The sequence below is a fragment of the Chryseobacterium sp. HMWF035 genome (assembly GCF_003094695.1).
Taxonomy (GTDB): Bacteria; Bacteroidota; Bacteroidia; order Flavobacteriales; family Weeksellaceae; genus Chryseobacterium; species Chryseobacterium gambrini.
Genome location: NZ_QEHP01000113.1, coordinates 119,609 through 144,667, shown reverse-complemented (window position 1 = coordinate 144,667; position 25,059 = coordinate 119,609). Strand labels below are relative to the sequence as shown.

The window sequence follows — 25,059 nt, the reverse complement described above, 5'->3', positions numbered from 1 at the left end:
AGGCTTTTAAGTAAATTAAAGATTTCGAAAGCTTATACTAATCAGCATTTTTTCAAAATACAAGAGTCTTTTTTTTTGTTTAAACATGCTCTAATGGTTGACAACTATAAGTATCTACAATTATAATTCAAAAACATGCTTATGATGAATTGTATTTCTTTAGTTCAGATAAAATTTTTAATTCTTTTTTCTACTTAAAAAACGGATTATACTCCTTTTCAAAACCGATTTTCGTAGGATTTCCATGTCCGGAGAAAACCTGAGTGTCATTATCCAAAATGAAAAGTTTGGTTTTGATTCCTTCAATTAACTGTTCGTAGTTTCCTTTGTAAAGATCGGTTCTTCCGATGCTTCCTTCAAACAGAACATCACCAGAAATAATGAATTTCTGGTTTTCGTTATGATAAACCACACTTCCCGGAGAATGCCCCGGAACATGATAGATTTTAAACTTTTCTCCGTCAAAATCCAGTTCGTCACCCTCATTAATATATTGGATTTCCACATTAATATGATCCAGCTCAAAACCGAATCTCATCCCGCTGATCTGGAACATGTCCAACACTTCTTTATCTTCTCTGTGCATCAGAACAGGGACTTTATACGTGTCAAAAGCCCATTGTAAGCCTAAAACATGATCAATATGAGCGTGCGTTAAAAGAATTTTTTCAATTGTCAGTTCATTTTCTGAAATGAAATTTTCGATCGCTTTGGTTTCCTGTCCGTTCATATTTCCGGGATCAAATAACCATGCTTTTTTATTTTCATTATAAAGGATATAAGTGTTTTCGCTTGCAAAATTGAATACGAAACCTTGAATCTGAAGCATATTCTGAATATTTTTTATTGAAACAAAGATAGCTACAAAAGTTTTGGTTTAAAAGTTTTAATAAATTTTTAATTGATAAAGATCCCCGGATTGTATGTTTAAAAACGATTTTTCGTTATCTTCGTCATAATGAAAACATTGCAGCTACTTTTACTTTCTTTGGGCGGATTGGTTTTTGGACAGAACATCCAGAGCATTCAACTGTTCAATCCACAGACCAATGACGAAACACCGGTTATTAATTTTAATCAGCAGTTGGTTTTAAGTTTCGATGATCTTACCAACGCAAGTGAAATCTACAGATACACCATAAAGCATTACAACAGAAACTGGGAAGACGATAATCTGTTTTTTACGGAATTTGCCAACGGAAGTTTAAACGGTTTGCTGGATAAATTTCAGTACTCTTTCAACACCCTGCAATCGTACACCCATTACACGCTGAACTTTCCGAATGAAAAAATGCAGCCAAAAATTTCAGGAAATTTTGAATTGATCGTTTACAAAGATTCTGCAGAGAAGCCTCTTTTTAAAAGAAGATTTTATGTGGTGGAGGATGCGGCAACTTTAGCATTAGGGATTTCAAGATTTGCTGATGCCAGAAAACCTGATGCCAACCAAAGGGTAGAAGTGAAAGCCGTTCCGAAAGGGGGAGATTTAGCCTCGAATGTCAATTCCATGACGCTGAATGTAATGCAGAACAATAATCCTAATGTTACAATAAATAATTTAAAACCAAGTGCCACATTGGGGAATCAGCTTCTTTTTCAGCAGTTGTCATTGGTTTTTCCCGGAAATAACGAGTTTTATTATTTCGATAATAAAAATATGAATATGGCAGCAGATATGGTTCGTGCAACCGAGCTATTGGAAGGAGTCAACCAGACTTATCTTCATCCGGTCTGGGCTTTTCCGCTGAATTATCAGTATCAGCCGGATGTAAACGGAGCTTGGTATTACCGAAGAAATGATCTGGGAAGAGAAAGAGATGCCACAAGAGAGGCAGATTATTCATGGGTGCATTTTTATCTTGATTCTGAACCTACTGACAAAGAAATTTTTGTTTTGGGAGGTTTCAATAATTTTAAGCCAAGTAAAGAAAACCAGATGCAGTATGATGAAGCTTCAAAAAAATATGTAGCAAAAATATATCTGAAGCAAGGTTTTTACAACTATATTCTGGCAACAAAAAATCCTGACGGAACGCTGAATTTCGGTGAAGTGAACGGGAATTTCTGGCAGACGGAAAATCTTTATCAGGCATTTTTATATTATGCTCCTTTCGGAAGAAATTATGACGGATTAATGGGGTATGGTGAATTCAGAACGCCGGTGAGATAATTTTGTTAAGGCTTTAATTTATTTACAAAAGATTTGAACTGAAAATCTATAATTAAAAAACCTCACAGATAAATCCGTGAGATTTGCATATAATAATAGTCTGGAAGTTGCATAAATCTACGTTTTGAATACGGCTGTAATCAGAATATTTTTTTCATCTTCAAAAAGATAATGAATGTTTACGGGATAGCCCTGCATTGTTTCAACAAGGGTTTCCTGAAATCTTTTTTTCTCTTTTTCTGAAATTGCGTTTACACATTCTTTTAGTTCTTCTAAAAAATCAATGCCTTTATTTTGTTTTTCGGCATTAAAAACTCTCATAAGGAGTCTTATGTCGTTTTTGGCGATAGAAGAGAGCAGTATATTCATTTTAAGCACAAAACTTTTTCAGCTCAGAAATGTTTTCATAGAAATCCAGTTTGGTTTTGGGGTTTTCCTTATGAAACTGAATTCTGTATAGAATTTCATCCATGCAGAATTGTGGTATTTCTGCTGTTCTTTCTGTCTCAAAATTTTCTATCATTTGTGCAAAAGCTTCCAGCATTTCAGAATTTAAGTTCTCAATTTTATTTTTCAGAATTTCTACAGTTGCATTCATCATTTCTTTATTTAAGAGATTGAACTTTTTATTTGACAGGGTAAAGGTAATGAAAAATTATTTTATTTTAAAAATTTATTTAATTTTTAAGGGGGTGTATTTTATTTATTTACTATTTTTTTTATCATTTTGTATTTTTTTTATAGGGGTGTTTGTTTATTTTATCGATTATTTGTTTTTGTAGAATAGTGAAGTTTTTTTTGTATAATTCAAACAACTTTGAATTATAATGCACTACATAGTGAAAAATTTTAATTCAAGAATGCATGATTTATATTAAATATTTTAACATAAAATCTGTTTTGAGATAAAATTTTACATTAATAATGTTAATTGTTATAAAATCGTAATTATGATTTTTTCTTTGATATATATTTTCTATTGAATAATTAATATTTATTTCGTTAATTTGGTGTAGAGTTTATGTTAATTAAATTTAAAACCATTAAATATTTATTATGAAAATGAAATTTATCCTAGTGTCAAGTGTTGCTGTATGCTCTTTTGTTTTCGGGCAAAATGTTCCTTCAAAATTAATTCCGGCGAAAGACGGATTGCATGCAGATTTTATGAGATTCGAAAAAGACAGACCTGCTTTTCAGGGCAGTCCCGTTTTGTTTGATGAAGCTTCGCAGAGACTTTCTCAGGCTCAAGGTCGTAAGTTGGGATTTGAAAAAGATCAGTTGGGATTTGAAACACACAGATTCCAGCAGACCATCGATGGTATTCCTGTAGAATACGGAATGATGGCTGTACAGACAAAAGACGGCAAGATTGTAGGAGAGTCCGGAAAATGGATCGTTAAAACTCCGAAAAATTTAGAAAAAAGCGCAAAAATTTCAGAAAGCATCGCTTTACAGAATGCAATGGCATTTGTAGGGGCTGAATCTTACAAATGGCAGAATAAAGAAGAAGAAGAATTCATTAAAAAAGAATCTAATGATGCCAATGCTTCTTTTGCTCCTAAAGGTGAAGTAGTTTATTACTCTGATCCGTCAGATGAAAAAATGAACGACTTAAAATTAGCCTACAAATTTGATATCTATGCAGAGAAACCTTTGAGCAGACAATATGTTTTTGTAGATGCAAAAGACGGAAAAGTATTGGGGGTTGATGCTATCATCCATGATGTAAATGCTCCGGGAACGGCCGTTACAGGGTACAGCGGAACCAGAAGCATCGTAACAGATTCTTACAACGGAAGCTACCGATTAAGAGAAACCGGAAGAAATGGCGGAACTGCTGTACAGACTTTCGACCTTAAAAAAGGAACCAGCTATGCTTCAGCAGTAGATTTTACAGATGCGGATAACAGTTGGAACAACGTTAATGCAAATAAAGATCAATATGCGACTGACGCACATTGGGGAGCGGAAATGACGCTGGATTATCTGTATACTAAATTCGGAAGAAAGAGTATTGATAACAATCATTTTGCAATAAAATCTTATGTACACTATTCTACCAATTATTTTAATGCGTTTTGGGACGGAACCAGAATGACCTATGGTGACGGAAGCTCATCTACCAATGGAGGAAAACCCCTTACAGCGTTAGATGTTTGCGGACATGAGATTGCTCACGGAATGACTTCCAAAACAGCAAACCTTGCTTACCAGAGAGAATCCGGAGCTTTAAATGAAGGTTTCTCCGATATTTTCGGAAATTCAATAGAACGTTGGGCAAGACCTACACAGAATAGTTGGAAATTAGGAGAAGATTTCAGCTACGTGATCAGAGATATGGCAAACCCGAATGCTTACGGACAGCCGGATACTTATCTTGGAACATACTGGAAAGCAACTACGACAACAGGTTGTGTAACTCCTTCTCAAACCAATGACTATTGTGGGGTTCATACCAATTCGGGAGTTCTTAATTTCTGGTATTATTTATTGGTAACTGGAGGAAGCGGAACTAATGATAAAGGATTTGCTTACAACGTTACAGCAATCGGTCTGGATAAAGCAGCAGCGATTGCTTACAGAACACTGACTACCTATTTATCTTCTTCATCTACTTTCCTGAATGCAAGAACATATTCTCTTCAGGCTGCTGCAGACTTATACGGTGCAGGAAGTGCTGAAGTTACTCAGGTTACCAATGCATGGAATGCCGTAGGTGTAGGAGGCGGAACTTCTGCAGCAGGAAAAACAGCGGTTTCAGATGCATTGTTATACACCATCAGTCCAAATCCGGCAACAGATAAATTTACCGTTTCATTTGAAGGTAAAGAAGGGAGCGGAGTGGTAGAACTGATGAGCTTAACAGGCAAAAGAGAAATTTCCGAGAAAGTGAAATTAACAGACGGAGCAAACAGAGTGGAAATTCAGCTTCCGGGTAATATGCTTCCGGGAATTTATGTAGTAACCGTAAACGGACAAAAAGCAGGGAACTTAATTAAAAAATAATAGTATACCATAATATTTTTAAAAGCAAGACCACAGAAATTTTTCTGTGGTCTTCTTTATTGTTCTTGAGATTTAAAAGGTACTACACCAGATAAAACTCATGAAGTTTTTCCTCGCAAAGTGTTTTTACCACTTCAATCCATCGGTCTTCATCATTAAGACACGGAATGTAATGGAAACCTTCTCCACCGCCGTGTAAAAACTGCTCTTTTCCTTCTACGGAAATTTCTTCCAGTGTTTCCAGACAATCTGAAACGAAAGCCGGACAGACAATGGCTAGGTTTTTTACCCCTTTTTTAGGAATGGTTTCAAGTGTTTCATCGGTATAAGGTTCGATCCATTTGTCTTTTCCTAATCTCGACTGGAAAGAAACAATGGTTTTTTCCTTCGGAAGATTCAGTTTTTCAATTACCAGATTGGTTGTTTTAAAACATTGGTGACGGTAGCAAAACGTATGACTCGGATTGCTTTCTCTGGAACAGCAGTCGTTCAGATTACATGTTTTCGTAGGATCGGTTTTATAAATATGTCTTTCCGGAACACCGTGATAAGAAAACTGCAAAGCGTCGAAATTTTCAGGAAGTTTTTCTCTGATGCTTTCTGCTAAACAGTTGATGTAAATATCACGATCGTAAAAAGGCTGAATATAATTGATCTTTACCTTCGGAAACTTCTGTTTTCTTACTTCTTCTGCCTTTTCCACCACCGTTTCTGTGGTACTCATTGCATACTGAGGATACAGCGGGAAAAGTACAATTTCAGAGACTCCCTGATCTACCAGTTTCTGAATTCCGGCTTCAATACTCGGTTGTGCATATCTCATCCCTATTTCCACAGGAACATCCACCACTTTCTGAAGTTTCTTCTGAATTTTTTCTGTGATCACGATAAGCGGCGAACCTTCGTCCGTCCAAACCGTTTTATATGCTTCTGCAGATTTTTTCGGTCTTGTGTTCAGGATAATTCCCTGTACCAGAAGTGCGCGGAAGAACCAACGGTAGTCGATCACTTTTTCATCCATCAGGAATTCGTCCAGATATTCTCTTACATCATTTACTGCCGTAGATTTCGGCGAACCAAGATTTACTAATAAAATTCCTTTCATAAAATATAAATAATGAGCAATGGGTAACGAGTAATTAAAATATTACTGATTGCTTATGTTTTTTATCCGTTTACAGCTTCTACTTTTTCTACTAAATCCGGAACAAACTGTTTTAAAATATTTTCAATTCCGCCTTTTAGCGTAGCTGTTGAGCTTGGACATCCTGAACAGGCACCCTGTAAAAGCATTTTTGCGGTTTTGTTTTCTTTGTCATATTCCATTAAAGAAATTTTTCCGCCGTCGTTTTCTACTGCAGGAGCCACGTATTCATTTAGTATATCAGAAATTTTCTGTTCGTCGTCTGTATATTCTCTGTTGATGATTTTTTCAACCGGATTTTCATGCTTTTGAGCTTCAATATTTGAAATTTCGCCTCCGTTTTGCAGGTATTCTGCAATTAATGCACGAACCGTCATCATTACCTGATGCCATTCTACAGAATTATCTCTCGTAACTGCCACAAAATTATCGGATATAAAGACTTCCTTCGCAAAATCAAATTCATTGAAAATTGCCTGAGCTAAAGGAACGCCTTCTGCTTCATCTCTTGATTTTACCTCTACAAAACCTTCAAGCAGTAATTTGTTCGAAACAAATTTCATTACATTCGGGTTCGGAGTCATTTCCGCATAGATCTGGTACATTTCTTTCTTCTTCTGAAGATAAATTCTAGGGTTTGCAAGCAATTCATCCTCAATTACATTTTTAAGGCTCTCTGCCACATGTTCCCATTCTACCGTATCCTGTTTTGCAACTGCCACAAAATTTGCCGTAATGAAAATTCTTTCCACAAACGGATAATTGAAAAGTTCCTGAGCAATCGGAATTTCTGAAATATCTGAATCTCTGTCCAACTCCAAAGATCCCGGAATGAGGTTGTAATCTGCTACAAATTTCATTACTTTCGGGTTTTCGGTTGGCTCTATAAGTATCGTACGCATTTTTTCTTTAAATTTGAGATACAAAAATACGCAATTAGAAATAAGAAGCCGGAAGTTGGGAGTTAGATTTTTGCTATCACTGTAATTTACAATCTATGATTTCAATCGATCATTTTCAACTTGGCGCATTATAAAATTTTCAAAATAAAAAAATATGGCACTTATAAAAGAACTTTTAGGGAAAGCCCCACAAATAGGAGAAAATACATTTTTAGCAGAAACAGCAACCATCATTGGAGATGTTACGATGGGAAAAGACTGCAGCATTTGGTATAACGCGGTGATTAGAGGAGATGTTCATTACATCAAAATGGGGAATAAAGTAAATGTTCAGGACAATGCAATGTTACACTGTACGTACCAAAAACATCCTTTGAATATCGGAAATAACGTATCTATCGGTCATAATGCGATTGTTCACGGATGTACCATTAAAGATAATGTGCTTATCGGAATGGGAGCAATTGTAATGGACGACTGTCTTGTGGAAGAAAACTCGATCATTGGAGCAGGATCTGTGGTAACGCAGGGAACCCATGTGAAATCAGGAGAAGTTTGGGGCGGTGTTCCGGCAAGAAAAATTAAAGACATCAATTCGCAGCTTCTGGAAGGAGAAGTGAACAGAATTGCAGATAATTACGTGAAATATTCTTCATGGTATAAAGAAAACGTGAAACATTTTGAAGGATAAATTTTAATTCAATGCTGAATGGTGAATTTTGCTTCGCAAGTAAATTTTTCACAGTAAATTCAAATTCATAAAAATAAAAAGCATTGCTGAAATCTTCAGTAATGCTTTTTTGTCCTTAGTGAAATTCCTGAAAGAATTTTAGAGTGTTTTTATTAGTAAACCAGTTCGGCTTTGCCTTTTATACATTTAATTGCTGTTGGAGGATTTACCATCATGCAGTCCGACATAATTCCGTATTTCTGGTTAAATGCTTTTACTTTTTCAGTATAATCATCAATTCTGCTTAGAATACTTTTCTCCATTTTTTTAGGATAGGCAATGTACAGTTGAGGTCCGCCGCAGGATTTTGCACCCATCGGAGCGAAAGCCCATTCAGTTGCATCGGTACATTTTTCTTTCGTAACTTCAGATTCAATGGAAACCCGAATTCTATCGAGCTGTGCCTGATCGTATTTCTGGCTGCTTTCATCGGCAGGTCTTTCTGCGATATCCTGAGGAAGATTGGCATTTGCTTCTTTTGCGGTTCCGCAGGAAACAAATAGCACCGAAAAGCTTAATAATACGACAGAAATATAAGAAAGAGGTTTTAGCATAATTACTTTTTTCTGTTTCAAAATTTTCAAAACTTATGCCAAGATAAGGATTTTAAGTTTCATTTCCGTAATTTTGACGACGATGAACAATCATTTTTTTGACTTAATAGAACATACCAACCGAAGCGTATTTTTAACGGGAAAAGCAGGAACAGGAAAGACGACTTTCCTCAACGATTTTGTAAAACGTACCAGAAAAAAACACATCGTTGTTGCTCCTACAGGAATTGCAGCCATTAATGCAGGTGGCGTAACCATTCATTCTATGTTTGGACTGCCGTTGAGAACGTTTTTACCGACCACGGAAAGAATTGATACCAGTCTGGCAAATAATATTGCAGACCTGATGCCTCATTTCAAATACAGAAAAGATAAGCTTAAACTTCTGCGTGAAGTAGAGGTGATTATCATTGATGAGGTTTCCATGCTTCGATCCGATGTTCTGGATATGATGGATTTTTCTCTGAGGTTTATCCGTAGAAATAATCAGCGTTTTGGAGGGGTTCAGATGCTGTTCATCGGGGATTTGTATCAGCTTCCGCCGGTTGTGAGAGATGAGCATATTCTTAAAATGTACTACAATTCGCCTTTCTTTTTTGATAGCCATGCGATTAAGGAAATTCCGTTGATTACGATAGAGTTAACCAAAGTTTACCGTCAGTCGGATGAAGATTTTCTTGCCATTCTTAATGCCATCCGTGACGGAGATACTGCGAATATAGATTTTGAAAGGCTAAATGAAAGATATGATCCGGATTTTAATTCCGGGGACGAACCTTATGTTTATCTCTGTTCGCACAATAAAATGGCGGACGATATCAATCAGGAAAAGCTCGACGAAATAAAAGTAACGTCCAAAACCTACGAAGCGAAACTTTTTGGTGAATTTAAAGAGAACCAGTTCCCGAACGAACAGTTTTTAGACCTGAAAATCGGAGCGCAGATCATGTTTATCCGAAATGATATTTCCGGAGAAAAAAGATATTTCAACGGAAAACTGGGTGAAATTTCTGCGTTGGACGAAAACGAAATTAAAGTAATTCTCGACGGAAGCGAAAGGGAAATTACCGTAAAGCGTGAAGTCTGGGAACAGAAAAAATATTTTCTGGATACTGATAAAAACATCAAGGAGGAAGTTTTGGGAAGCTTTGAACAGTTCCCGATAAAACTTGCCTGGGCAGTTACCATTCATAAAAGTCAGGGTTTAACCTTTGACCGTGTGATTATCGATGCCGGAAAGAGTTTTACAGCAGGGCAGGTGTATGTTGCTTTATCGCGTTGCCGTACTTTGGAAGGGATTGTTCTGAAATCTAAGATTACGCCTGAAGTTATTTTCAAAGACAACAGAATCCTTCATTTTCATTCCGATACAGTTGCCAATGATCAGGTAGAAGGGATTTTAAATAACGAAAAATACGATTACAGCATCAGGAAAGTGCTTCGTGCGGTCGATTCTCAATGGCTTTTAAAGGAAATTGAAGACTGGAACAATCTTTCAATCGTAACGAAAAGTCTGGATCATCTTAAAACGAAGCAATTATATAATCAGTTAAAACCTGAAATCGTTAATCTCGGCAAGATTTTCGAAAAACTGGAAAGGGTTATTTCCCAAAAGGTGAATAATTTCATTGAGCAGAAAGAAGAATGGTCTGAAATTGAAAGCAAAACCAAAGGTGCGGTGAATTTCTTTTTTACTGAAATCAGAGATAAGGTTTTCAGTCCGCTGAAAGATTTTTATGCTGAAATTAAAGGCACAAAAGGTCTGAAACAGTATAACGAAGATTTCCGCGTATGGCTGGAAGATATTGAAGAATATTTAAACAGTTTAAAGGAAATTCACTTGCTGGAAACCAAGCTTCTGGATGAGATCAACAACAAGGAAGTGACCATGAAAGTGGCAAAAGTTCCGTCTCAGGTTCTCACGTTCCAGTTGTTTGAGCAGGGGAAAACCATTGGGGAAATCGCTCTGGAAAGAGGTTTGGTGAAAGAAACCGTGATCGGTCATCTCGCGAAATTTGCCGAACAGGGATTGCTCGATATTTCAAGAGTGGTCACTTCAGATAAAATAAAAGCCTTTGAAGATATTTTCTACAAAGATCCCAAAGAAACTTTAACGGAGTGGAAAAATATTCTCCCGAGTGATTTTGAATTTAATGAAATCCGGATTCTGATCAATCATTTTAATTACCTGAAGGAGAAGAATCAATAAATATTGCTGATGTATAAATCACAAACCTCACAGGTTTTTAAAACCTGTTAGGTTTTTTTATCATAATTTTTTTTTGGAAGAATAAATTCCTGATGAATTTTTGTATTTTTAGGTGTTAAATCCTCATCACAATGAAATATCTATTTACTTTTTTGTTTGCCTTCTTGCTGAATGCAGATCACGATTCCAAATTCAATTACGATCTGCTCATTGGTTCATGGTCGCAGAAATCCATTGCGAACAGCAATTCTACCGGAATATTCACCTTTAAAAAAGACAGTACGGCAAGTCTTGAAATGATCGATCAGGCTTCCAACGGAATGATTGGCGGAATGACTGGTCCTTATAAAATTGAAAAAACCAAAGGAAATTTGAAAATTACGTTACTGGGAAAAGAAAAGACATTTGAAATTCAGGAACTGAGCAAAGATGTTTTGGTGATTCAGAATAAAATGGAAGGTAAAGAAAAACAGGTTTTTAAACGGTACATTGATAAATAGCTTTAATTTAAGATTGTCATAAAAACGCCTTTATGATCACTCATCACATTTTTATCCACAAAAATTCCACATTCTGTATTTTCTGAAAAACTTTTCGGGATTATAATGTGATCAATATTTTCTTCAATTTCTGAGGTAGAATTGATTAAGTTTAATTCTTTAAGTAGACTTTTTAAAGTTTCCGTTGTGCTGGAACTGATTGAAAATTGTTCTTCACCTTTTCTGAATGATGTATTAAAATCGCCAACGATAAAAATATTTTTGTTCTCTGCATAAATTTTTCGACAATCCTGAATCGTATTCTGTAATTCTATATCCACAAAAGGTTTTCGGTTAAACCAAGTTCCGATAATGGTGCAGTAGAAAACAATTTTTCCCAATTCTGTTTCAAATTCCAAAGCGAGATTGGTTTTATCATCCGTCACAGCATATTTTTTCGAATATGGAATTTTAGAGTATAAAACTGTCCGGAAAGCTTTTTTTCCTTTTAAATATTCTGAATAATTGAGATTTTCATAAACGGTGTTTTCAGGAATTCGCGAACTGAGATATTTATACGGGAAATTTTGAAGATCAAGATCGAGGGCTTCCGTAAGAATAAGGAAATCGAAATCAAACTGATTAAGAAATTCTGCGGTTCCTGAAGATTTCTTTTTTCTCGCCCAATCGATGTTGAGGCTTGCAATTTTCAATAGTCTCTGTTTAAAATTAATTTCCGTTGATTGTTGTCATAATAACTTGCATGAAGACTTGTATCTTTGAAGAATATTTCTTCATTTTCTATTTCATTAAATCTTTGCTTATCGGTCTTTGCAAAATCAATCAGCGTAAATGTGTTTTCATCTAAAATGGTTTCGGAAATGGATTTTATAATTACGTTAAAAAATAACAAAATAGGATGCTCTTCACTATCAAATCCCAAGTTATTATATTCTCCTCCTAAAAATAAATATTCTCTGAATGCTTTTGGAAAGGGTGTACCATTATTGAGTTTTTTTCAAGTTCCTATATCTCATTTATATTTAACCCTCTGTGAATATCATCGGAAATTTTTGAGTTTAGCTTCCATTGTTTTTAAATATATTATTTCAATAATTCCTATGTAGTAGGAGACTGCTTTTACACAGTCTCTCTGTAACTCTTTATACCACTAAATTATTTTCAGCCAAATAAACATGCTTGTCGATCATTTCTGAAAAAGTTTTGTAGGGAGTGTTCCAAATAATTTCGTCATCATCATTGTAATAAGCTTCGTGTAATGAGCAATTTATGGGTCTTGCTTATCTACTTCATCCGAATAAATAAATATCCCGCATTCATAATCCAATACATTAAGTAAGTACAGCAAACGGACGAACTATATTAATTTTTCTCTTTTTTAGACCTTTTCTAAAAAAATCTGTTCTTTTGGGCGTATTTTTACCATAATGATTTAATTGTATAGTACTAAACTTACCACCTAAAAACAAAAATTCTCGATAAGCTTTAAGAAAAGGTAAGCTATTGTTCATTTTTAACTCCATTTGTACAATTTCAGCTTCGCTTAGTCCTATTGGAGGACCATAAGTATTATATAGTAGTCCAATACCATTTTGTTTAAATTGCTCGTACTTTTTTAAATATATTATGTCCATAATTTATTTTTTAAGTTTTCGAACAACCGTACCCTTACATAGTTTCGTCTTTGTGAATAATAATTCCATTTTCTTACTTAGAATGGTCAGTTCTTCTACTTTTTCAAATTGCCATTTTTGTCATAAACTTTGGTTGTGTTTGGAACGGGTATATTATTATGAATTTGATATTCCATTTCTAAATTCCCGTTTTCATAATAATCTCTTATCCAACCTTCCAAATATCCATTCTGATATTCATTTTCACCAGAAAGCCATCCTTCATCTTCATAAATCTGGCAAATACCTGTAAAAGGTTTACCTTTGTATAAAAGAATTTCACTTCCTCCGAAATCAAATCCTCCGTGTTCTAAATCTTCATATTTTATTTTTAAAGCCATAATATTATAAAGAGACTCTTTTTTACACACTCTTTCTTTGGTTATTATACTCCTAGATTATTTTCTGCAAGATAAACACGTTTATCTATCATTTCTGAAAAAGTTTTATAGGGAGTATCCCAAATAATTTCATCATCGTCATTATCATAGGCTTTGTGTAATGAACAGTTTTTCGGCTGTGGATTATCACCCTCATCCAAATAAATAAAGGTTCCACTTTCTTCGAAAATATTTATTATAGCGAAAGGGCGTGTGATATTTACTTTTCTCTTCCTTAAACCATTTCTGTAATATTCTGCTCCTTTAGGTGTGTTTTTCCCATAATTGGACATCTGAATAGTTGCATATTCACCACCTAAAAACAAAAATTCTCGATAAGCTTTAGGAAAAGGTAAGCCATTGTTCATTTCCAGTTCCATTTGTTCAATTTCTGCTTCGCTTAGTCCTCTTGGCTGACCAAATTGTTTTATGGCATTTCCAGCACCACTTTCTTTGTACTGTTTGTACTTTTTTAAATATATTATTTCCATAGTTTTAATCTTTTAATAATTCAAATAATTGTATACCACCTTTAATATCTTCATCTCCATGAATAATAATTTCCACTTTTTTACCCAAACCCACTGCATACTCTTCAATATCTTTTGCTTCTTCCGCCAAATCCTCAGCTTTAGCACTGCTCTTAGCACCCTGCAAAAGTTCTTCAACAAATTTAATAAAGCCTTTGAAGCCTTTTAAACAGGCTTTAGAAAAAGAAAAACCACTTTCTACTGTACTTCAAAAGTGGTTTTATAGGAAAGGTTAGATTATTCTTCTATTGGAAAAACTTGTTTTACAAATTTGATAAGTTCTTCAATGCTCTTAAACTCTTTTTCTACAGGGATTTGACCAATAAAATAAACAAAGTACATCTTATTATCAATTTGTTCTACTCTAGAATATGATTCTTTCTTAGGTTTCCCTTTTTCATCAATCCATATAGTTAATGAATTGATACTAGTATGCAATTGGGTAGAATATCCCTCTTTTACTAACTCTGTTGATATTGTTTTAAAATTCATAATTATTTAATGTTAAATTTATTAGCACCACCTCTTAACCATAATTTTGAAAATTCTTCTAGGTCTACAATAGCTTCAACGCCTGAACCATTTCCTATTCCTTCCAATGGCCATGGGTCTTTAATATAAACCTTACTATCAAGTACTTTATCAATAATTACAGCATGCTTTTTACCTCCCATGGGATGTATGCTACCTATCCAACTACCTCTTTCAGATATTTGAGTGATTATTTCATGCATTTCCTCATCAGGATATTCCCGATAGGTAAGAGCTTCAATTTCTTTATCCTTAAAAATATCTCTTAATGCTAACTCTATACCTAAATCAGTCGTGCCAAAAAGCTTAGTAGTGCCAGCTAACTCTCTTATTGATGCTTCGGTCATTTCGATTCCATTATCTTTGGCTAATTGCCTGATACATGCAGCAGCGCAGGACATACTATGCTCTTGGTCAACCATGTTTCTGGAAAGAACTTCAAGATATTTCAATGTCCCTCCTGTACCAGTGCCTAATTTAGGTTTTAAAATTTTTCTCCAAAAATTAGTAACTTCTTCCCAATCTCCAATAAATATTTTTTTGTTTTTCCATTTCAGAAGATAATCTTTTGCCCTGCCTATAATTTCAATACCTACGCTTTGTAAACCTCGTATTACAGAAGTTGGTATTTTATAGATACTTAAAGGCTTCTGTCCTTTCAATACTACTTCTTCAATATCATGCGCTTCTTCCGCCAAATTCTCAGCTTTAGCACCGCTCTTAGCACCCTGCAAAAGTTCTTCAACAAATTTAATAAACCCTTTGAAACCTTTAGCACAGGCTTTTGCAAATCTAAAGATAAGCTTTCCAAGCCCAAGCAACAAATCTGTAATACCAAATGTTACTGCTGAGAACGTTTCTCTGGTGAGAACCCAAAGCAGACTGGATGCTTTCTCTACATAAGTAGCTCCTTTTATGATGTTACCTGCACCTTCAGTGAAAATCAGAAGTAAAATATTGATGATGAACTCAAAGGCAATAACTCCTGTATAAAATGCTATTGTATAACGAGATGCATTGTCCCAATATCCTTTCAACTCATCAAATATACCCTCAAAATCAGCTTGGGAAATACCTCCACTGGAACTAAACAGGTTTTTAACCCCTTCTAAAAAAACAGGTACATTTTCATGTGCCCAATCCAATACATCTTCTGCTTTTTCCAAAAGGTCTCTTCTTTCCAGATACTGCTGGTAAGAAAATGTAGTGGTAGGCTGCAAAAGGAACTCCAAAATATACAAAATACATTGTACCAAACCTACCAAACCATTTATTACTCCACAATTAAAAGCATTAAGAATTTTCAAGAATTCAATTCCTTTCTCTGCCAAATCTGTAACGGTGTCTTTAATTTCTGAAAGAAAGGTTTTAATGGTATTGATAATTCCGGTAATCTTGGTTATCAGTTTTTTGAAGGAATCTGGCAAGTGTTCTATAGAAGCGTCTTTCACTTTACTTGCAGATTGCATCACCAGTTCCCATACTTGGCTAAAAGCTGTCTCTATCCCCTGTACAAATGGGTTACTGCCCAAATCTTCAAAAAATTCTGCTGCCTTGTTCATATTTACAGGAACTGCGACTCCTGTAAAAACAGGAATCAGAGGGGAGTAATCTTTAGAAGCTGGGTCATAATTTTTTTCATTAGGTTTAAAGTCTTCCAATTGCTTGGCACACCACCCAATAGCATCAGCAGGAATGGAAGAGATATCTCCTATAATTTCTTCGAACCTCCTGTCACCGGTATAAAACTGATATTCTCTCATTAAAGCATCCCGAACAAGAGTCGCATTAATCTTATCTCCCTCATAAGTATATGCCAGTTGTGCCAAATAAACTGCCTCATCTTCCATAGAAGTAATGTTTTTAAAAAACTTTCCTCCTATTTTGGCAGGTAAAGGTTCCGGAAACCGCTTAAAAAGGCTTACAAAATAATCTCCCATCTTAGCAGCATAGAAGTCGCCCGCAAAGTTGGATTTGTTAGAATTAGGCTTTTCATAAAATAGGAAAAGGCTTTGTGGTTCTCGCTTGTTGGTATTGTAGCTTCCCAATACCTGTGAGCCGTTTTCACAGGGCAAAACTTCTGCTCTGTATTCATATCCCTTCTTTCCGGTTTCATCTGTTCCGGTAGAAGGGAAAATAGATGCCGGATCGTCTGTAAGATAAGAATACCCCAATGGTGTATTTCTGTAATCGTGGAACTTGCTTCTAAACTCTGGAGAATCATCCTTATTGATTAGAGTATTTTCAAAAGCATTCTTATTTTCAACAACTCCTTTATTTGCCTCTTCAAAAGTAATCGTTTTAAATTGGGAAAAATCCCCAAATTCGTCGTCAAATTCTTTCATAATCTTTGTGTTCTTGCAATTAATATTTGTTTAAATGTTTCTGAAAACAAAGCTAAAGCTTGGCTGCGCCAAAACTTGACGTGTTACTTTTTTGTTTATAAAAAAATCAGGACAGTTAATATAGCTGCCTGATTTTATTTTTTGTAAAATTTTGATGAAAATAGCTGAAATTTTCAACAAATTATCTAAAGATTTACCTGAAAGACTTAAAACTTTAGTGAAAAAGACCTAAACGGAATGTAAAAAGACTTAAACAGAACGTAGAAAGACTTAATCAGGTCTTCAGTTCACCTTAACGTTTAGGTTTTTTAGTATTTGATAATCTATATTGTTCTATTTTTCGGTTTCAGGCATATTGTTTTTTGCTGTTCTCGGGAAAAACTGTTTCAGGTCTGCTACTTTTTCTGCAAAACCAATTACTTCTCTTCCTTTTTTGTATTGAGAGTATGCATAATCGTCTAATGCATCATTATAATTATCGTAATCGTGTAAAATCTTGGTACTTTCCATTTGATATACCAAACTGGCTAATCTTTCTTTTCTCGTTTCTAAGAAAGTTCTTGCCTGATAATCGCTTTCAAACTCATCCCAGTCTACATCATCTGCACTCAACTGAGGTTGGTTCATTTTATAATCTCTCACTTTGTTCACAAAAAGTTTGTTCTGCTCATTTATGGTTCCGTAAAGTTTTCTTTGTTCGGCATTTAAAGCCGCCAGTTTTCCCTGAAATAAAGCTTCTAATTCTGCAATTTTGGCATCTATTTGTGTTTTTAAATCGTTAGTAAGCTGTGTCTGAATAACGTTTTTCATGATTTATAAATTTTTGTTCAAATGTATTAAAAATCAATTAATTTTTAAATAAATCATCAAAATTTTGAATATTAATAGTTTTTATTAATTTTTTATTGTGAAATAATTAAATTTTAAATATTTTAAACTTAATATTGATATGAATAGAAAATTATACTCACTTGCTGTAATTTTATAATACTCTTTTATTGATCTGAAGTTTTTGGGAACAGATTGTGTTTCTAAAACAATTGCAAAAAGTAAATTTCCCCCATAGTTTTTCCCTGAACCTCACCATTAATCCTATCGATTACAAAAAGTAACTAATGCAGTTTATTAGTCTTATCTTTGTGATGTAGAAATTTAAAATAATGAAACCGACAAAAGTGTGTGAAATACTTTTGTCTAAACAGAATATCCCGATATGAAAAATTTTGAAATATCAGTATTGGATCTTGCCCCTGTAAAGCAGGGAAAAACTGTTCATGATACTTTTCAGGACAGCTTATCTTTAGCCAGCCATGCTGAACATTTAGATTATAAAAGATTCTGGCTTGCCGAACATCACAATATGGAAAGCATTGCCAGTTCTGCAACCTCCGTTCTGATTGGTTTTATCGCCAACGGAACAAAAAAAATAAGAGTCGGTTCCGGAGGAATTATGCTTCCGAACCACAGTTCATTAGTCATTGCCGAACAATTCGGAACCCTTGAATCCCTATTTCCCGGCAGAATCGATCTTGGTTTGGGAAGAGCTCCGGGAACGGATGGTTTAACCGCTCAGGCTTTGGGAAGAAATCCTGCAATGATCAATCAGCAGTTTCCAAGACAGATTTTAGAATTACAGAAATATTTTTCCAAAGAAAACCGTGATGCTTTGGTTCGTGCAATTCCGGGAGAGGGACTGGATATTCCGATGTATATTTTAGGTTCGAGTACAGACAGTGCTTTTTTGGCAGCAGAATTGGGACTTCCGTATGCTTTTGCGGGGCATTTTGCGCCGGAGCAGATGGAAATGGCTTTCAATATTTACAGGGAACACTTTGAACCGTCAAAATATTTAGATAAACCTTACATCATTGCCTGTGTAAACGGAGTAGCAGCAGAAACTTCGGAAGAAGCTCATAAAATGTCCACAACATTGTTTCAGGCTTTTATTAATATTATCCGAAACGACAGAAAGCCTTTTGCACCGCCGATTGACGATATGGACGACATCTGGTCGCCCATGGAAAAATCTATGGTTTTGCAGAAACTGAGATATACTTTTATCGGAGATCAGAATGAAATTGAAGAGAAGCTGAAAAGTTTTCAGGAAAAATTCAATGTGGATGAACTGATGATTAATTCCCATATTTACGATCATCAGAAAAGACTGGAATCATACAGTATTTTCAGAAAAGCGAAAAATTCCCTATTGGTCGAAGCGAACTAGTATAAAAACTTCTTCAATAGGTTAACAGAAAATAAAAAAGAGTCCGTCTCAGAGTGTATGAGAACGGACTTTTTTTATCGTTTTTCCTGAATTCCTTACGGATGATCTTTAAATACGCGCTTTCAATCTACTCTGACTTTACGTAAGAGCTTATTATTGTAGCTTTTATACGATTTTCAGCGATTGAATCAATCCGTTCTCAAACTCGTAATGGTAAGTCAAAACAATCGGACTTCCCGGAAAATTGCCCGAGACTTCGGCTTTCAGTTCCTGTTTGGTTTCTGAATAGTCTAAAGGTTTCATAGTTGCTTGAAATTCTTTGTTGGCTTTATCTATCCAGTTTTCGATCTCTATTTTCCCGTGATATGTTTTTCCTTCGTCAAAAACGACGGCTGCTTCGGTAAAGCAGTTGGTATAAGCTGTACTGTCAAAATTGTCCTGTGCTTTTACTAAATCGGTGATTACTTTTGGTAAATTCATTTTTTTTATTTTTTATGATGATTATATTAAATAGTAGGAATGGTTCCGCCATCAATTACGAATTCAGTTCCTGTAAGATAGCCTGCTCTTGGTGAAACTAAGAACCCAACCAGTTCGGCAATTTCTTCGGGTTGTGCAGGTCTGCCAAAAGGTATTCCGCCCAATGCGTCCATTACACTTTGTGTTGCCTGTTCTTTTGTAATGTTTGAGCTTTCTGCAATACGTTCCATCATTTTTTCGGAAGCGCTTGTCATGATCCATCCCGGTGAAACGGTCAGAACCCTTACTCCTTTTGCCGCAACTTCATTGGATAAACTTTTGCTGTAATTAATTAATCCTGCTTTAGCCGCCGCATAAGGCAAAGTAGAATCGTAAAGCGGCAATCTGCCCTGTATGGAAGCAATATGAATAATCACACCGCTTTTTTGCTCAAGCATTTTCGGTAGAAATCCTCTGTCTAAACGGACGGGAGCCAATAAATTAGTTTGAATAGACAGTTCCCAGTCTTCATCGTTCAGAACCGCAAAACCACCGGCTTTTGTTTCGGAACCCCCCAGATTGTTAACCAGAATATCCAGCCTTCCAAATGTTGCTAAAACTTCTTCCACCACTTTTTCGGTTCCTGTTACTGTACTTAAATCTGCTGAAATGAAATAGTGGTTGTCATCAGAGATTTCCGGTGGGTTTCTTGCTGTGATAATTACTTTTGCACCTGCGTTTGAAAGCCGTTCTGCAATCGCTTTTCCGGCTCCTTTTGTTCCTCCTGTTACCAAGGCCGTTTTACCTGATAATTCGTTATTGAAATTAAAATCCTGTTTCATTGCTAAAATCTTTAGGACAAAGTTCAGACTTATGTACAGTCCTTACAAGTACGGAAATACGATTCATATAGGGGTAAATTTTTCCCCTATTGTACATTTTGGAACATAGGTTTAACTTTGTGGTAATGTATGAGAGAAAAATTTTACCCAATCTGAATTGTGGTTTGGATCTTATTGGCGAAGTATTGTACGGCAAATGGAAAATCCGTTTACTGTGGTTCATTAATGAAGGTCATTTGCGTCCCAGTGAACTGCAGCGCAAAATACCCGATGCAACAAGACGGGTGTTGAATATTCAGTTAAAAGAACTCGAAGAGCACGAATTAATTACCAGAAAAATTTACCCTGTTGTACCGCCCAAAGTAGAATACAGCCTTACTGAACTGGGAAAAACGCTGATTCCTGTAATTTCTGCATTGGGAAATTGGGGAGACAAGAATGAAGAGCATTTGCGATCAGTTATTTTAAAGCGTTTGAACTCCGAAAATAAATAGTGTGTTTTTTAAACTTAAATCCGGAAATATTTACAACTCTGTGTTCGGCAGATAATAAAGAGTTTATATTATTGGCGATGCTTATTTTTATGAGTATCTTTGCACAAATTTAAAAAGTAAAAATGTCTGATATTAAGTTAAATACTATTCCAGAGGCAATAGAAGACCTTAAAAATGGTAAAATAATCATAGTAGTGGATGATGAAGACAGAGAAAACGAAGGCGATTTTCTTTGTGCAGCAGAACTTACAACACCGGAAATTATCAACTTTATGGCGCTTCACGGAAGAGGTCTTATCTGTATGCCGCTTCCCGAAAAAAGATGTGATGAGCTTGGTCTTGAAGTAATGGTAAGCCGAAGCAGCGATCCGAAAGAAACAGCTTTCACCGTTTCTGTAGACCTTTTAGGAAACGGAACTTCCACAGGAATTTCTGCAAGCGACAGAGCGAAAACCATTCTGGCTTTGATGGATGAAAAATCTAAACCGACAGATTTCATGCGTCCCGGTCATATTTTCCCATTGAGAGCAAAAAAAGGAGGTGTTCTGAAAAGAGCAGGACATACAGAAGCGGCAATTGATTTAACTTGTCTTGCCGGTTTAAAAGAAGGAGGCGTAATCTGTGAAATCATGAATGAAGACGGTTCGATGTCGCGTTTGCCGGAGCTTTATGCTTTTGCACAGAAACACGATATGAAAATTGTTTCCATTGAAGATCTAATTCATTATCAGCTTAAAAAAGGAAATCTTATTGAGAGAATTGAAGAAAGAAAAGTAAAAACGGCTTACGGAGATTACGATTTCTTCGCTTTCAGAGAAACATCCAACGATCAGATCCATTTTGCTTTAACGAAGGGTTCCTGGACTGTTGATGAGCCTGTTTTGGTAAGAGTTCAGTCATCAGATTCTTATTTTGATGTGTTAACGAGATTAAATAACGGCGAAAAACCTCAGTTGGAAAAAGTAACCTCAATGGTGAATGAAGCAGGAAAAGGAGCCATTGTTTTCATTAATAATGTTTCAAGCTCTGAAAATACATTAAGAAAGCTTCAGCAGTTCCTGAATTATCAGGACGGACAACAGCAACATCCGACTTTGGCATTCAACTACAGAGATTACGGAATCGGAACACAGATTCTGAAAAATCTGGGAATTAATAAATTTAAAGTAATCACCCAGAATCCTAATGTGAAGCCGCAGGTTGGCGGATATGACGTTGAGGTAACGGAAATGGTGCAACTATAAAATGTGAATTGTGAATGGTCAATTTTGCTCTGCAAGTGAATTTTTGCAATGCTAAAATTGATAATGAAATAAATTCACTGTTGACAATTCACTTCGACGAAATAAAAATGGCTTGATTTCTCAAGCCATTTTTATTTCGTCGAAATTTCTGAAACCATTCAGAAAATCTTTGATATTCATTCTCTTTTTTCCTTCAAGCTGTAATTCTGATGGAAAATATTCTCCGTCTTGGGTGTAGATCTTAAATTCATTTTTAGAAATTTCCAGACTTCCGGCTGTTTTTCCATGATCTGAAATTTCAAATTTTCCACCAAAAATTTTAAGTCCTTTTTCTTCTTCGCCTATCTTTAAAGTGGTGAATGCCGCAGGATAAGGAGACATACCCAAAATAAACTGATGAATTTCTTTCGAATTTTTCGTCCAGTCGATTCTTGTATCTTCTTTAAAAATTTTAAACGCATTTTTCGGATGCTCAACTTCCGGCTGCGGTTTTTCGGTGATTGAGTTTTCTGCCAATCCGTCTAATGTTCTTACCACAAGCTCAGAGCCCATTTCCATGAGTCTGTCGTGAAGGCTTCCCGCATTTTCATCCGGTAAAATAGGGAGTTCTTCCTGAAGGAGAATATTTCCTTCATCTATTTTTTCATTGATAAAAAAGGTTGTAGCTCCGGATTTTTCTTCTCCGTTGATAATTGCGTAATTGATCGGCGCTGCACCTCTGTAATCGGGAAGTAAGGAAGCATGAAGATTGAATGTTCCCATTTTAGGCATTTCAAATAAAACTTTCGGCATCATTCTGAAAGCGACCACCACAAAAACATCGGCTTCCAGTTTTCTTAATTCCTCTAAAAATTCAGGATTTCTCAGTTTTTCAGGCTGAAAAACAGGAAGATTATTTTCTACGGCAAAAACTTTTACCGGAGACTGATTGATTTTCTGTCCGCGTCCGCTCGCTTTATCCGCAACCGTTACGACACCTACAACTTCATGATGAGAACGATGAATCGCTTCCAGAGATGCTTTGGCAAACTCCGGAGTTCCTAAAAATACAACTTTCAATGATTTCATACTGCAAAGATAAGGTCTTTGATGAAGGATTGAAAGATTTGATTTTAAAATTGAGAGTTGATATCAGAAAAATGTCATACTGAACTCAACGAAGTATCTCAGTTAAAATGCCAATTCCGTTATTTTTAAGAGATGAGAAAAGATCTTACGCCAAAGCATACGTTCTGAAGTTCAGCATTTTTACTTTTCCGGTATCCAGCAGAAAAATTAAATTTTCCAGAATATTCTCTTTGGAATGATAGCTCAGCTGAATAGAAAGTTCTTCAATCGTTGCCGGTCTTTTGCCGAGCAAATTGAGGATCTGCTGGGAAATATTTTTCCCGAAAATCGACTGTTTGTTTCGTTCACATACCGAACATTGCCCGCAGTTTTTAGCATTTTTTTCACCAAAATAGTTCAAAATGAGCTTCATTTTACAGTATTTATCATCTTCGATGTAAAATTTCATTTCTTCCCACTTCTGGATTTTATTTTTCTGAATATGTTCAAAAAGTTTCCAGTAAATGGATCCGTTTAATCTTTCGTCTCTTGGTTTTAAAAATTTAATGCTCGATAAAGCACCGTCAATATATTCCACATAGCCTTTTTGCTGAAGTTCTTTTAATCTTTCTTTGATCAATTCCACACTGGATCCGATTTTTCCACTTACCTGCTGTTCGCTGAACATCACTTTATGTGTAGTAATTCCGGAAATGGTACGAAGCATCAGTTCTAAAAAATAGGCATCTTTTCTGGGCAACTGATCAATTTCATGGGCTTCCATTAATAGCTGAAGCGATGAAAGACTTTTATGTTCGTTGAAATAAATTATTTCCTGATTGTGAAGAAAATTGAGAACATTTCTGATCTTCGCATTGGAAAGTTTCGTGAAATTATAAATTCCGTTGATATTCAGTTGAAAAACTTTTTCCGGAAGCTCAAATTCGGCAACCTGAAAAATAGAGTAGAGGTAGGTAACGATTTTTAGAAATTCAGCTTTATTGGGAATCTGGTTTTTTAAAATCTGATCAAAATTTAAAAGTTCCTGCTTATTCCAAAGCAGAAATGCGAAACTTTCTTTTCCGTCTCTTCCGGAACGCCCGATTTCCTGATAATAATTTTCAATGGAAGGAGCAGGAGAGTAGTGCAGTACAAAACGGACATTATCTTTATCAATTCCCATCCCGAATGCATTGGTGGAAATTAAGACATGATTATTGCTTCTGTTCCATACTTCCTGTTTCGTGTTTTTTTCTTTCGTGGATAAACCTGCGTGAAAATAATCTACATTTTTAAGCTGATTTTTTTTCAGAAATTCACTGAGGAGTTCGGCTTCTTTTCTTGTTCTCACATAAACAATTCCTGCTTCATTCGAGAATTTTAAAATATCATATACTTTCTGAAATTTATCCGAAACTTCTTCCATGAAAATTTTGATGTTGTCTCTTTTAAAACTTTTCTGAAAAACCTGCGGATTTTTTAGTTCCAGTTTTAATTTTATTTCCTCCAAAACTTTTGGCGTAGCAGTTGCCGTTAAAGCCAGACAAGGAATTTTAGGGTTATTTTTTCTGAATTCTTTGATATTCTGATAACTCGGGCGGAAATCCTGTCCCCATTCTGAGATACAGTGCGCCTCATCAACTGCGATAAAAGACAGTTCGATTTCTTCAATATTCTGGAGGAACTGCTTGTTGGTGATTCGTTCAGGAGAGACATACAGCATTTTTGTAAGTCCTTCTTTGCATCGGTCATAGATATTTTCTGCATCATACTCATCCAGTTCCGAAGACAGATATTCGGCTTCAATTCCTCTCGATTTTAATTGATTTACCTGATCTTTCATCAGTGCCAATAAAGGGGAAATTACAAGACAGGTTCCTTCTTTTAATAAGGCAGGAAGCTGATAACAAAGTGATTTTCCGGCTCCGGTTGGCAACAGGACAAGAGTATCTTTTTCGTTGATAACAGAATCGATAATCGCTTCCTGAGAATCACGAAAACCATCATATCCCCAAAAATGTTTCAGGGTTTTAAATTTTAACTCTTGAAAATCTTGCTGAGAAATCATAGGA

Annotated in this window: 27 protein-coding genes; 8 read left to right on the top strand and 19 right to left on the bottom strand. The window is 35.5% G+C overall.

All coding sequences use genetic code 11. The features are described from left to right. Positions 1–190 precede the first annotated feature (190 nt). Positions 191–829 carry an MBL fold metallo-hydrolase gene (locus DD829_RS16990; protein WP_108411206.1) on the bottom strand — a complete coding sequence of 213 codons (639 nt, stop codon included), beginning with the start codon at positions 827–829 and terminating at the stop codon, positions 191–193. Positions 830–958: 129 nt separating this feature from the next. Between DD829_RS16990 and DD829_RS16985 the strand changes: the two genes are divergently transcribed. Further along, positions 959–2,170 (top strand): type IX secretion system plug protein domain-containing protein, encoded by a 1,212-nt coding sequence (locus tag DD829_RS16985; RefSeq protein WP_076390897.1) that lies wholly within the window; start codon positions 959–961, stop codon positions 2,168–2,170. Positions 2,171–2,287: 117 nt separating this feature from the next. Here DD829_RS16985 and DD829_RS16980 read toward each other — a convergent pair whose 3' ends face one another. Beyond that, positions 2,288–2,539 (bottom strand): hypothetical protein, encoded by a 252-nt coding sequence (locus DD829_RS16980; RefSeq protein WP_076390899.1) that lies wholly within the window; start codon positions 2,537–2,539, stop codon positions 2,288–2,290. Between the two features lies 1 nt (position 2,540). Beyond that, entirely contained in the window at positions 2,541–2,771 is a 231-nt protein-coding gene (locus DD829_RS16975) for a hypothetical protein (protein ID WP_123906910.1), read from the bottom strand. Positions 2,772–3,232: 461 nt separating this feature from the next. Here DD829_RS16975 and DD829_RS16970 point away from each other — a divergent pair, with 461 nt between their 5' ends. Beyond that, positions 3,233–5,179 (top strand): M4 family metallopeptidase, encoded by a 1,947-nt coding sequence (locus DD829_RS16970; RefSeq protein ID WP_165796752.1) that lies wholly within the window; start codon positions 3,233–3,235, stop codon positions 5,177–5,179. Between the two features lie 82 nt (positions 5,180–5,261). Here DD829_RS16970 and hemH read toward each other — a convergent pair whose 3' ends face one another. After that, entirely contained in the window at positions 5,262–6,284 is a 1,023-nt protein-coding gene (gene hemH, locus DD829_RS16965; RefSeq protein WP_108411519.1) for a ferrochelatase, read from the bottom strand. 62 nt (positions 6,285–6,346) lie between these two features. Then, positions 6,347–7,225 carry a NifU family protein gene (locus tag DD829_RS16960; RefSeq protein ID WP_108411520.1) on the bottom strand — a complete coding sequence of 293 codons (879 nt, stop codon included), beginning with the start codon at positions 7,223–7,225 and terminating at the stop codon, positions 6,347–6,349. A 154-nt stretch (positions 7,226–7,379) separates the two neighbouring features. On the opposite strand from DD829_RS16960, the gene DD829_RS16955 reads away from it, so the two are divergent. Beyond that, entirely contained in the window at positions 7,380–7,916 is a 537-nt protein-coding gene (locus tag DD829_RS16955) for a gamma carbonic anhydrase family protein (protein ID WP_108411521.1), read from the top strand. Positions 7,917–8,068: 152 nt separating this feature from the next. On the opposite strand, the gene DD829_RS16950 is transcribed toward DD829_RS16955, so the two are convergent. Beyond that, entirely contained in the window at positions 8,069–8,509 is a 441-nt protein-coding gene (locus tag DD829_RS16950; RefSeq protein WP_108411523.1) for a hypothetical protein, read from the bottom strand. An 82-nt stretch (positions 8,510–8,591) separates the two neighbouring features. Here DD829_RS16950 and DD829_RS16945 point away from each other — a divergent pair, with 82 nt between their 5' ends. Then, positions 8,592–10,718, top strand: coding sequence for a helix-turn-helix domain-containing protein (locus DD829_RS16945; protein ID WP_108411522.1), 2,127 nt, complete (start codon positions 8,592–8,594; stop codon positions 10,716–10,718). 131 nt (positions 10,719–10,849) lie between these two features. Beyond that, positions 10,850–11,218 carry a hypothetical protein gene (locus DD829_RS16940; RefSeq protein ID WP_108411397.1) on the top strand — a complete coding sequence of 123 codons (369 nt, stop codon included), beginning with the start codon at positions 10,850–10,852 and terminating at the stop codon, positions 11,216–11,218. Between the two features lie 2 nt (positions 11,219–11,220). Here DD829_RS16940 and DD829_RS16935 read toward each other — a convergent pair whose 3' ends face one another. The 9 genes from DD829_RS16935 to DD829_RS16900 form a co-directional block, all read right to left on the bottom strand. After that, a complete protein-coding gene (locus DD829_RS16935; RefSeq protein WP_165796736.1) occupies positions 11,221–11,910 on the bottom strand; it encodes an endonuclease/exonuclease/phosphatase family protein in 690 nt (229 codons plus the stop codon). Beyond that, entirely contained in the window at positions 11,907–12,140 is a 234-nt protein-coding gene (locus DD829_RS16930; protein ID WP_108411399.1) for a hypothetical protein, read from the bottom strand. The genes DD829_RS16935 and DD829_RS16930 overlap by 4 nt, the downstream gene beginning before the upstream one ends. Positions 12,141–12,549: 409 nt before the next feature. Then, positions 12,550–12,852, bottom strand: a complete 303-nt coding sequence (locus DD829_RS16925; protein ID WP_116547963.1) for a hypothetical protein — start codon at positions 12,850–12,852, stop codon at positions 12,550–12,552. A 95-nt stretch (positions 12,853–12,947) separates the two neighbouring features. After that, entirely contained in the window at positions 12,948–13,232 is a 285-nt protein-coding gene (locus tag DD829_RS16920) for a hypothetical protein (RefSeq protein ID WP_087712349.1), read from the bottom strand. Between the two features lie 44 nt (positions 13,233–13,276). After that, entirely contained in the window at positions 13,277–13,762 is a 486-nt protein-coding gene (locus DD829_RS16915) for an SMI1/KNR4 family protein (RefSeq protein ID WP_108409432.1), read from the bottom strand. Positions 13,763–13,766: 4 nt separating this feature from the next. Then, positions 13,767–13,928 (bottom strand): hypothetical protein, encoded by a 162-nt coding sequence (locus DD829_RS23760; RefSeq protein WP_165796580.1) that lies wholly within the window; start codon positions 13,926–13,928, stop codon positions 13,767–13,769. A 110-nt stretch (positions 13,929–14,038) separates the two neighbouring features. After that, positions 14,039–14,293 (bottom strand): hypothetical protein, encoded by a 255-nt coding sequence (locus DD829_RS16910; protein ID WP_108409433.1) that lies wholly within the window; start codon positions 14,291–14,293, stop codon positions 14,039–14,041. Positions 14,294–14,295: 2 nt separating this feature from the next. Continuing rightward, positions 14,296–16,677, bottom strand: a complete 2,382-nt coding sequence (locus tag DD829_RS16905; RefSeq protein ID WP_116547962.1) for a cysteine peptidase family C39 domain-containing protein — start codon at positions 16,675–16,677, stop codon at positions 14,296–14,298. Between the two features lie 333 nt (positions 16,678–17,010). Further along, complete coding sequence (locus tag DD829_RS16900) at positions 17,011–17,487, bottom strand: hypothetical protein (RefSeq protein ID WP_116547961.1); 477 nt, start codon at positions 17,485–17,487, stop codon at positions 17,011–17,013. 403 nt (positions 17,488–17,890) lie between these two features. Between DD829_RS16900 and DD829_RS16895 the strand changes: the two genes are divergently transcribed. Next, on the top strand, positions 17,891–18,901 hold the full coding sequence (locus DD829_RS16895; RefSeq protein WP_108409001.1) for an LLM class flavin-dependent oxidoreductase: 1,011 nt from the start codon (positions 17,891–17,893) through the stop codon (positions 18,899–18,901). A gap of 165 nt (positions 18,902–19,066) precedes the next feature. Here DD829_RS16895 and DD829_RS16890 read toward each other — a convergent pair whose 3' ends face one another. Continuing rightward, on the bottom strand, positions 19,067–19,381 hold the full coding sequence (locus tag DD829_RS16890; protein ID WP_108409002.1) for a hypothetical protein: 315 nt from the start codon (positions 19,379–19,381) through the stop codon (positions 19,067–19,069). Between the two features lie 26 nt (positions 19,382–19,407). Then, entirely contained in the window at positions 19,408–20,202 is a 795-nt protein-coding gene (locus DD829_RS16885; RefSeq protein WP_108409003.1) for an SDR family oxidoreductase, read from the bottom strand. Between the two features lie 125 nt (positions 20,203–20,327). Between DD829_RS16885 and DD829_RS16880 the strand changes: the two genes are divergently transcribed. Together DD829_RS16880 and ribB are read left to right on the top strand one after the other, a co-directional pair. After that, positions 20,328–20,696, top strand: a complete 369-nt coding sequence (locus DD829_RS16880; RefSeq protein WP_108409004.1) for a winged helix-turn-helix transcriptional regulator — start codon at positions 20,328–20,330, stop codon at positions 20,694–20,696. Positions 20,697–20,818: 122 nt separating this feature from the next. After that, the gene (ribB, locus tag DD829_RS16875) at positions 20,819–21,940 is read left to right on the top strand and encodes a 3,4-dihydroxy-2-butanone-4-phosphate synthase (protein ID WP_076390916.1); all 1,122 of its coding nucleotides are present in this window, start codon (positions 20,819–20,821) and stop codon (positions 21,938–21,940) included. Positions 21,941–22,060: 120 nt separating this feature from the next. Here the strand turns inward: ribB and fmt are convergent, their stop codons facing one another. Further along, positions 22,061–23,008: a methionyl-tRNA formyltransferase gene (fmt, locus tag DD829_RS16870; protein ID WP_108409005.1), complete on the bottom strand. Its 948-nt coding sequence runs from the start codon at positions 23,006–23,008 to the stop codon at positions 22,061–22,063. 145 nt (positions 23,009–23,153) lie between these two features. Then, positions 23,154–25,055 (bottom strand): ATP-dependent DNA helicase RecQ, encoded by a 1,902-nt coding sequence (locus DD829_RS16865; RefSeq protein ID WP_108409006.1) that lies wholly within the window; start codon positions 25,053–25,055, stop codon positions 23,154–23,156. Positions 25,056–25,059 lie beyond the last annotated feature (4 nt).

Excerpts from the sequence above, each read along its gene's own strand:
- DD829_RS16990 (WP_108411206.1), bottom strand. The coding sequence starts at position 829 with ATGCTTCAGATTCAAGGTTTCGTATTCAATTTTGCAAGCGAAAACACT.
- DD829_RS16985 (WP_076390897.1), top strand. The coding sequence starts at position 959 with ATGAAAACATTGCAGCTACTTTTACTTTCTTTGGGCGGATTGGTTTTT.
- DD829_RS16980 (WP_076390899.1), bottom strand. The coding sequence starts at position 2,539 with ATGAATATACTGCTCTCTTCTATCGCCAAAAACGACATAAGACTCCTT.
- DD829_RS16975 (WP_123906910.1), bottom strand. The coding sequence starts at position 2,771 with ATGATGAATGCAACTGTAGAAATTCTGAAAAATAAAATTGAGAACTTA.
- DD829_RS16970 (WP_165796752.1), top strand. The coding sequence starts at position 3,233 with ATGAAATTTATCCTAGTGTCAAGTGTTGCTGTATGCTCTTTTGTTTTC.
- hemH (WP_108411519.1), bottom strand. The coding sequence starts at position 6,284 with ATGAAAGGAATTTTATTAGTAAATCTTGGTTCGCCGAAATCTACGGCA.
- DD829_RS16960 (WP_108411520.1), bottom strand. The coding sequence starts at position 7,225 with ATGCGTACGATACTTATAGAGCCAACCGAAAACCCGAAAGTAATGAAA.
- DD829_RS16955 (WP_108411521.1), top strand. The coding sequence starts at position 7,380 with ATGGCACTTATAAAAGAACTTTTAGGGAAAGCCCCACAAATAGGAGAA.
- DD829_RS16950 (WP_108411523.1), bottom strand. The coding sequence starts at position 8,509 with ATGCTAAAACCTCTTTCTTATATTTCTGTCGTATTATTAAGCTTTTCG.
- DD829_RS16945 (WP_108411522.1), top strand. The coding sequence starts at position 8,592 with ATGAACAATCATTTTTTTGACTTAATAGAACATACCAACCGAAGCGTA.
- DD829_RS16940 (WP_108411397.1), top strand. The coding sequence starts at position 10,850 with ATGAAATATCTATTTACTTTTTTGTTTGCCTTCTTGCTGAATGCAGAT.
- DD829_RS16925 (WP_116547963.1), bottom strand. The coding sequence starts at position 12,852 with ATGGACATAATATATTTAAAAAAGTACGAGCAATTTAAACAAAATGGT.
- DD829_RS16920 (WP_087712349.1), bottom strand. The coding sequence starts at position 13,232 with ATGGCTTTAAAAATAAAATATGAAGATTTAGAACACGGAGGATTTGAT.
- DD829_RS16915 (WP_108409432.1), bottom strand. The coding sequence starts at position 13,762 with ATGGAAATAATATATTTAAAAAAGTACAAACAGTACAAAGAAAGTGGT.
- DD829_RS16910 (WP_108409433.1), bottom strand. The coding sequence starts at position 14,293 with ATGAATTTTAAAACAATATCAACAGAGTTAGTAAAAGAGGGATATTCT.
- DD829_RS16905 (WP_116547962.1), bottom strand. The coding sequence starts at position 16,677 with ATGAAAGAATTTGACGACGAATTTGGGGATTTTTCCCAATTTAAAACG.
- DD829_RS16900 (WP_116547961.1), bottom strand. The coding sequence starts at position 17,487 with ATGAAAAACGTTATTCAGACACAGCTTACTAACGATTTAAAAACACAA.
- DD829_RS16895 (WP_108409001.1), top strand. The coding sequence starts at position 17,891 with ATGAAAAATTTTGAAATATCAGTATTGGATCTTGCCCCTGTAAAGCAG.
- DD829_RS16890 (WP_108409002.1), bottom strand. The coding sequence starts at position 19,381 with ATGAATTTACCAAAAGTAATCACCGATTTAGTAAAAGCACAGGACAAT.
- DD829_RS16885 (WP_108409003.1), bottom strand. The coding sequence starts at position 20,202 with ATGAAACAGGATTTTAATTTCAATAACGAATTATCAGGTAAAACGGCC.
- DD829_RS16880 (WP_108409004.1), top strand. The coding sequence starts at position 20,328 with ATGTATGAGAGAAAAATTTTACCCAATCTGAATTGTGGTTTGGATCTT.
- ribB (WP_076390916.1), top strand. The coding sequence starts at position 20,819 with ATGTCTGATATTAAGTTAAATACTATTCCAGAGGCAATAGAAGACCTT.
- fmt (WP_108409005.1), bottom strand. The coding sequence starts at position 23,008 with ATGAAATCATTGAAAGTTGTATTTTTAGGAACTCCGGAGTTTGCCAAA.
- DD829_RS16865 (WP_108409006.1), bottom strand. The coding sequence starts at position 25,055 with ATGATTTCTCAGCAAGATTTTCAAGAGTTAAAATTTAAAACCCTGAAA.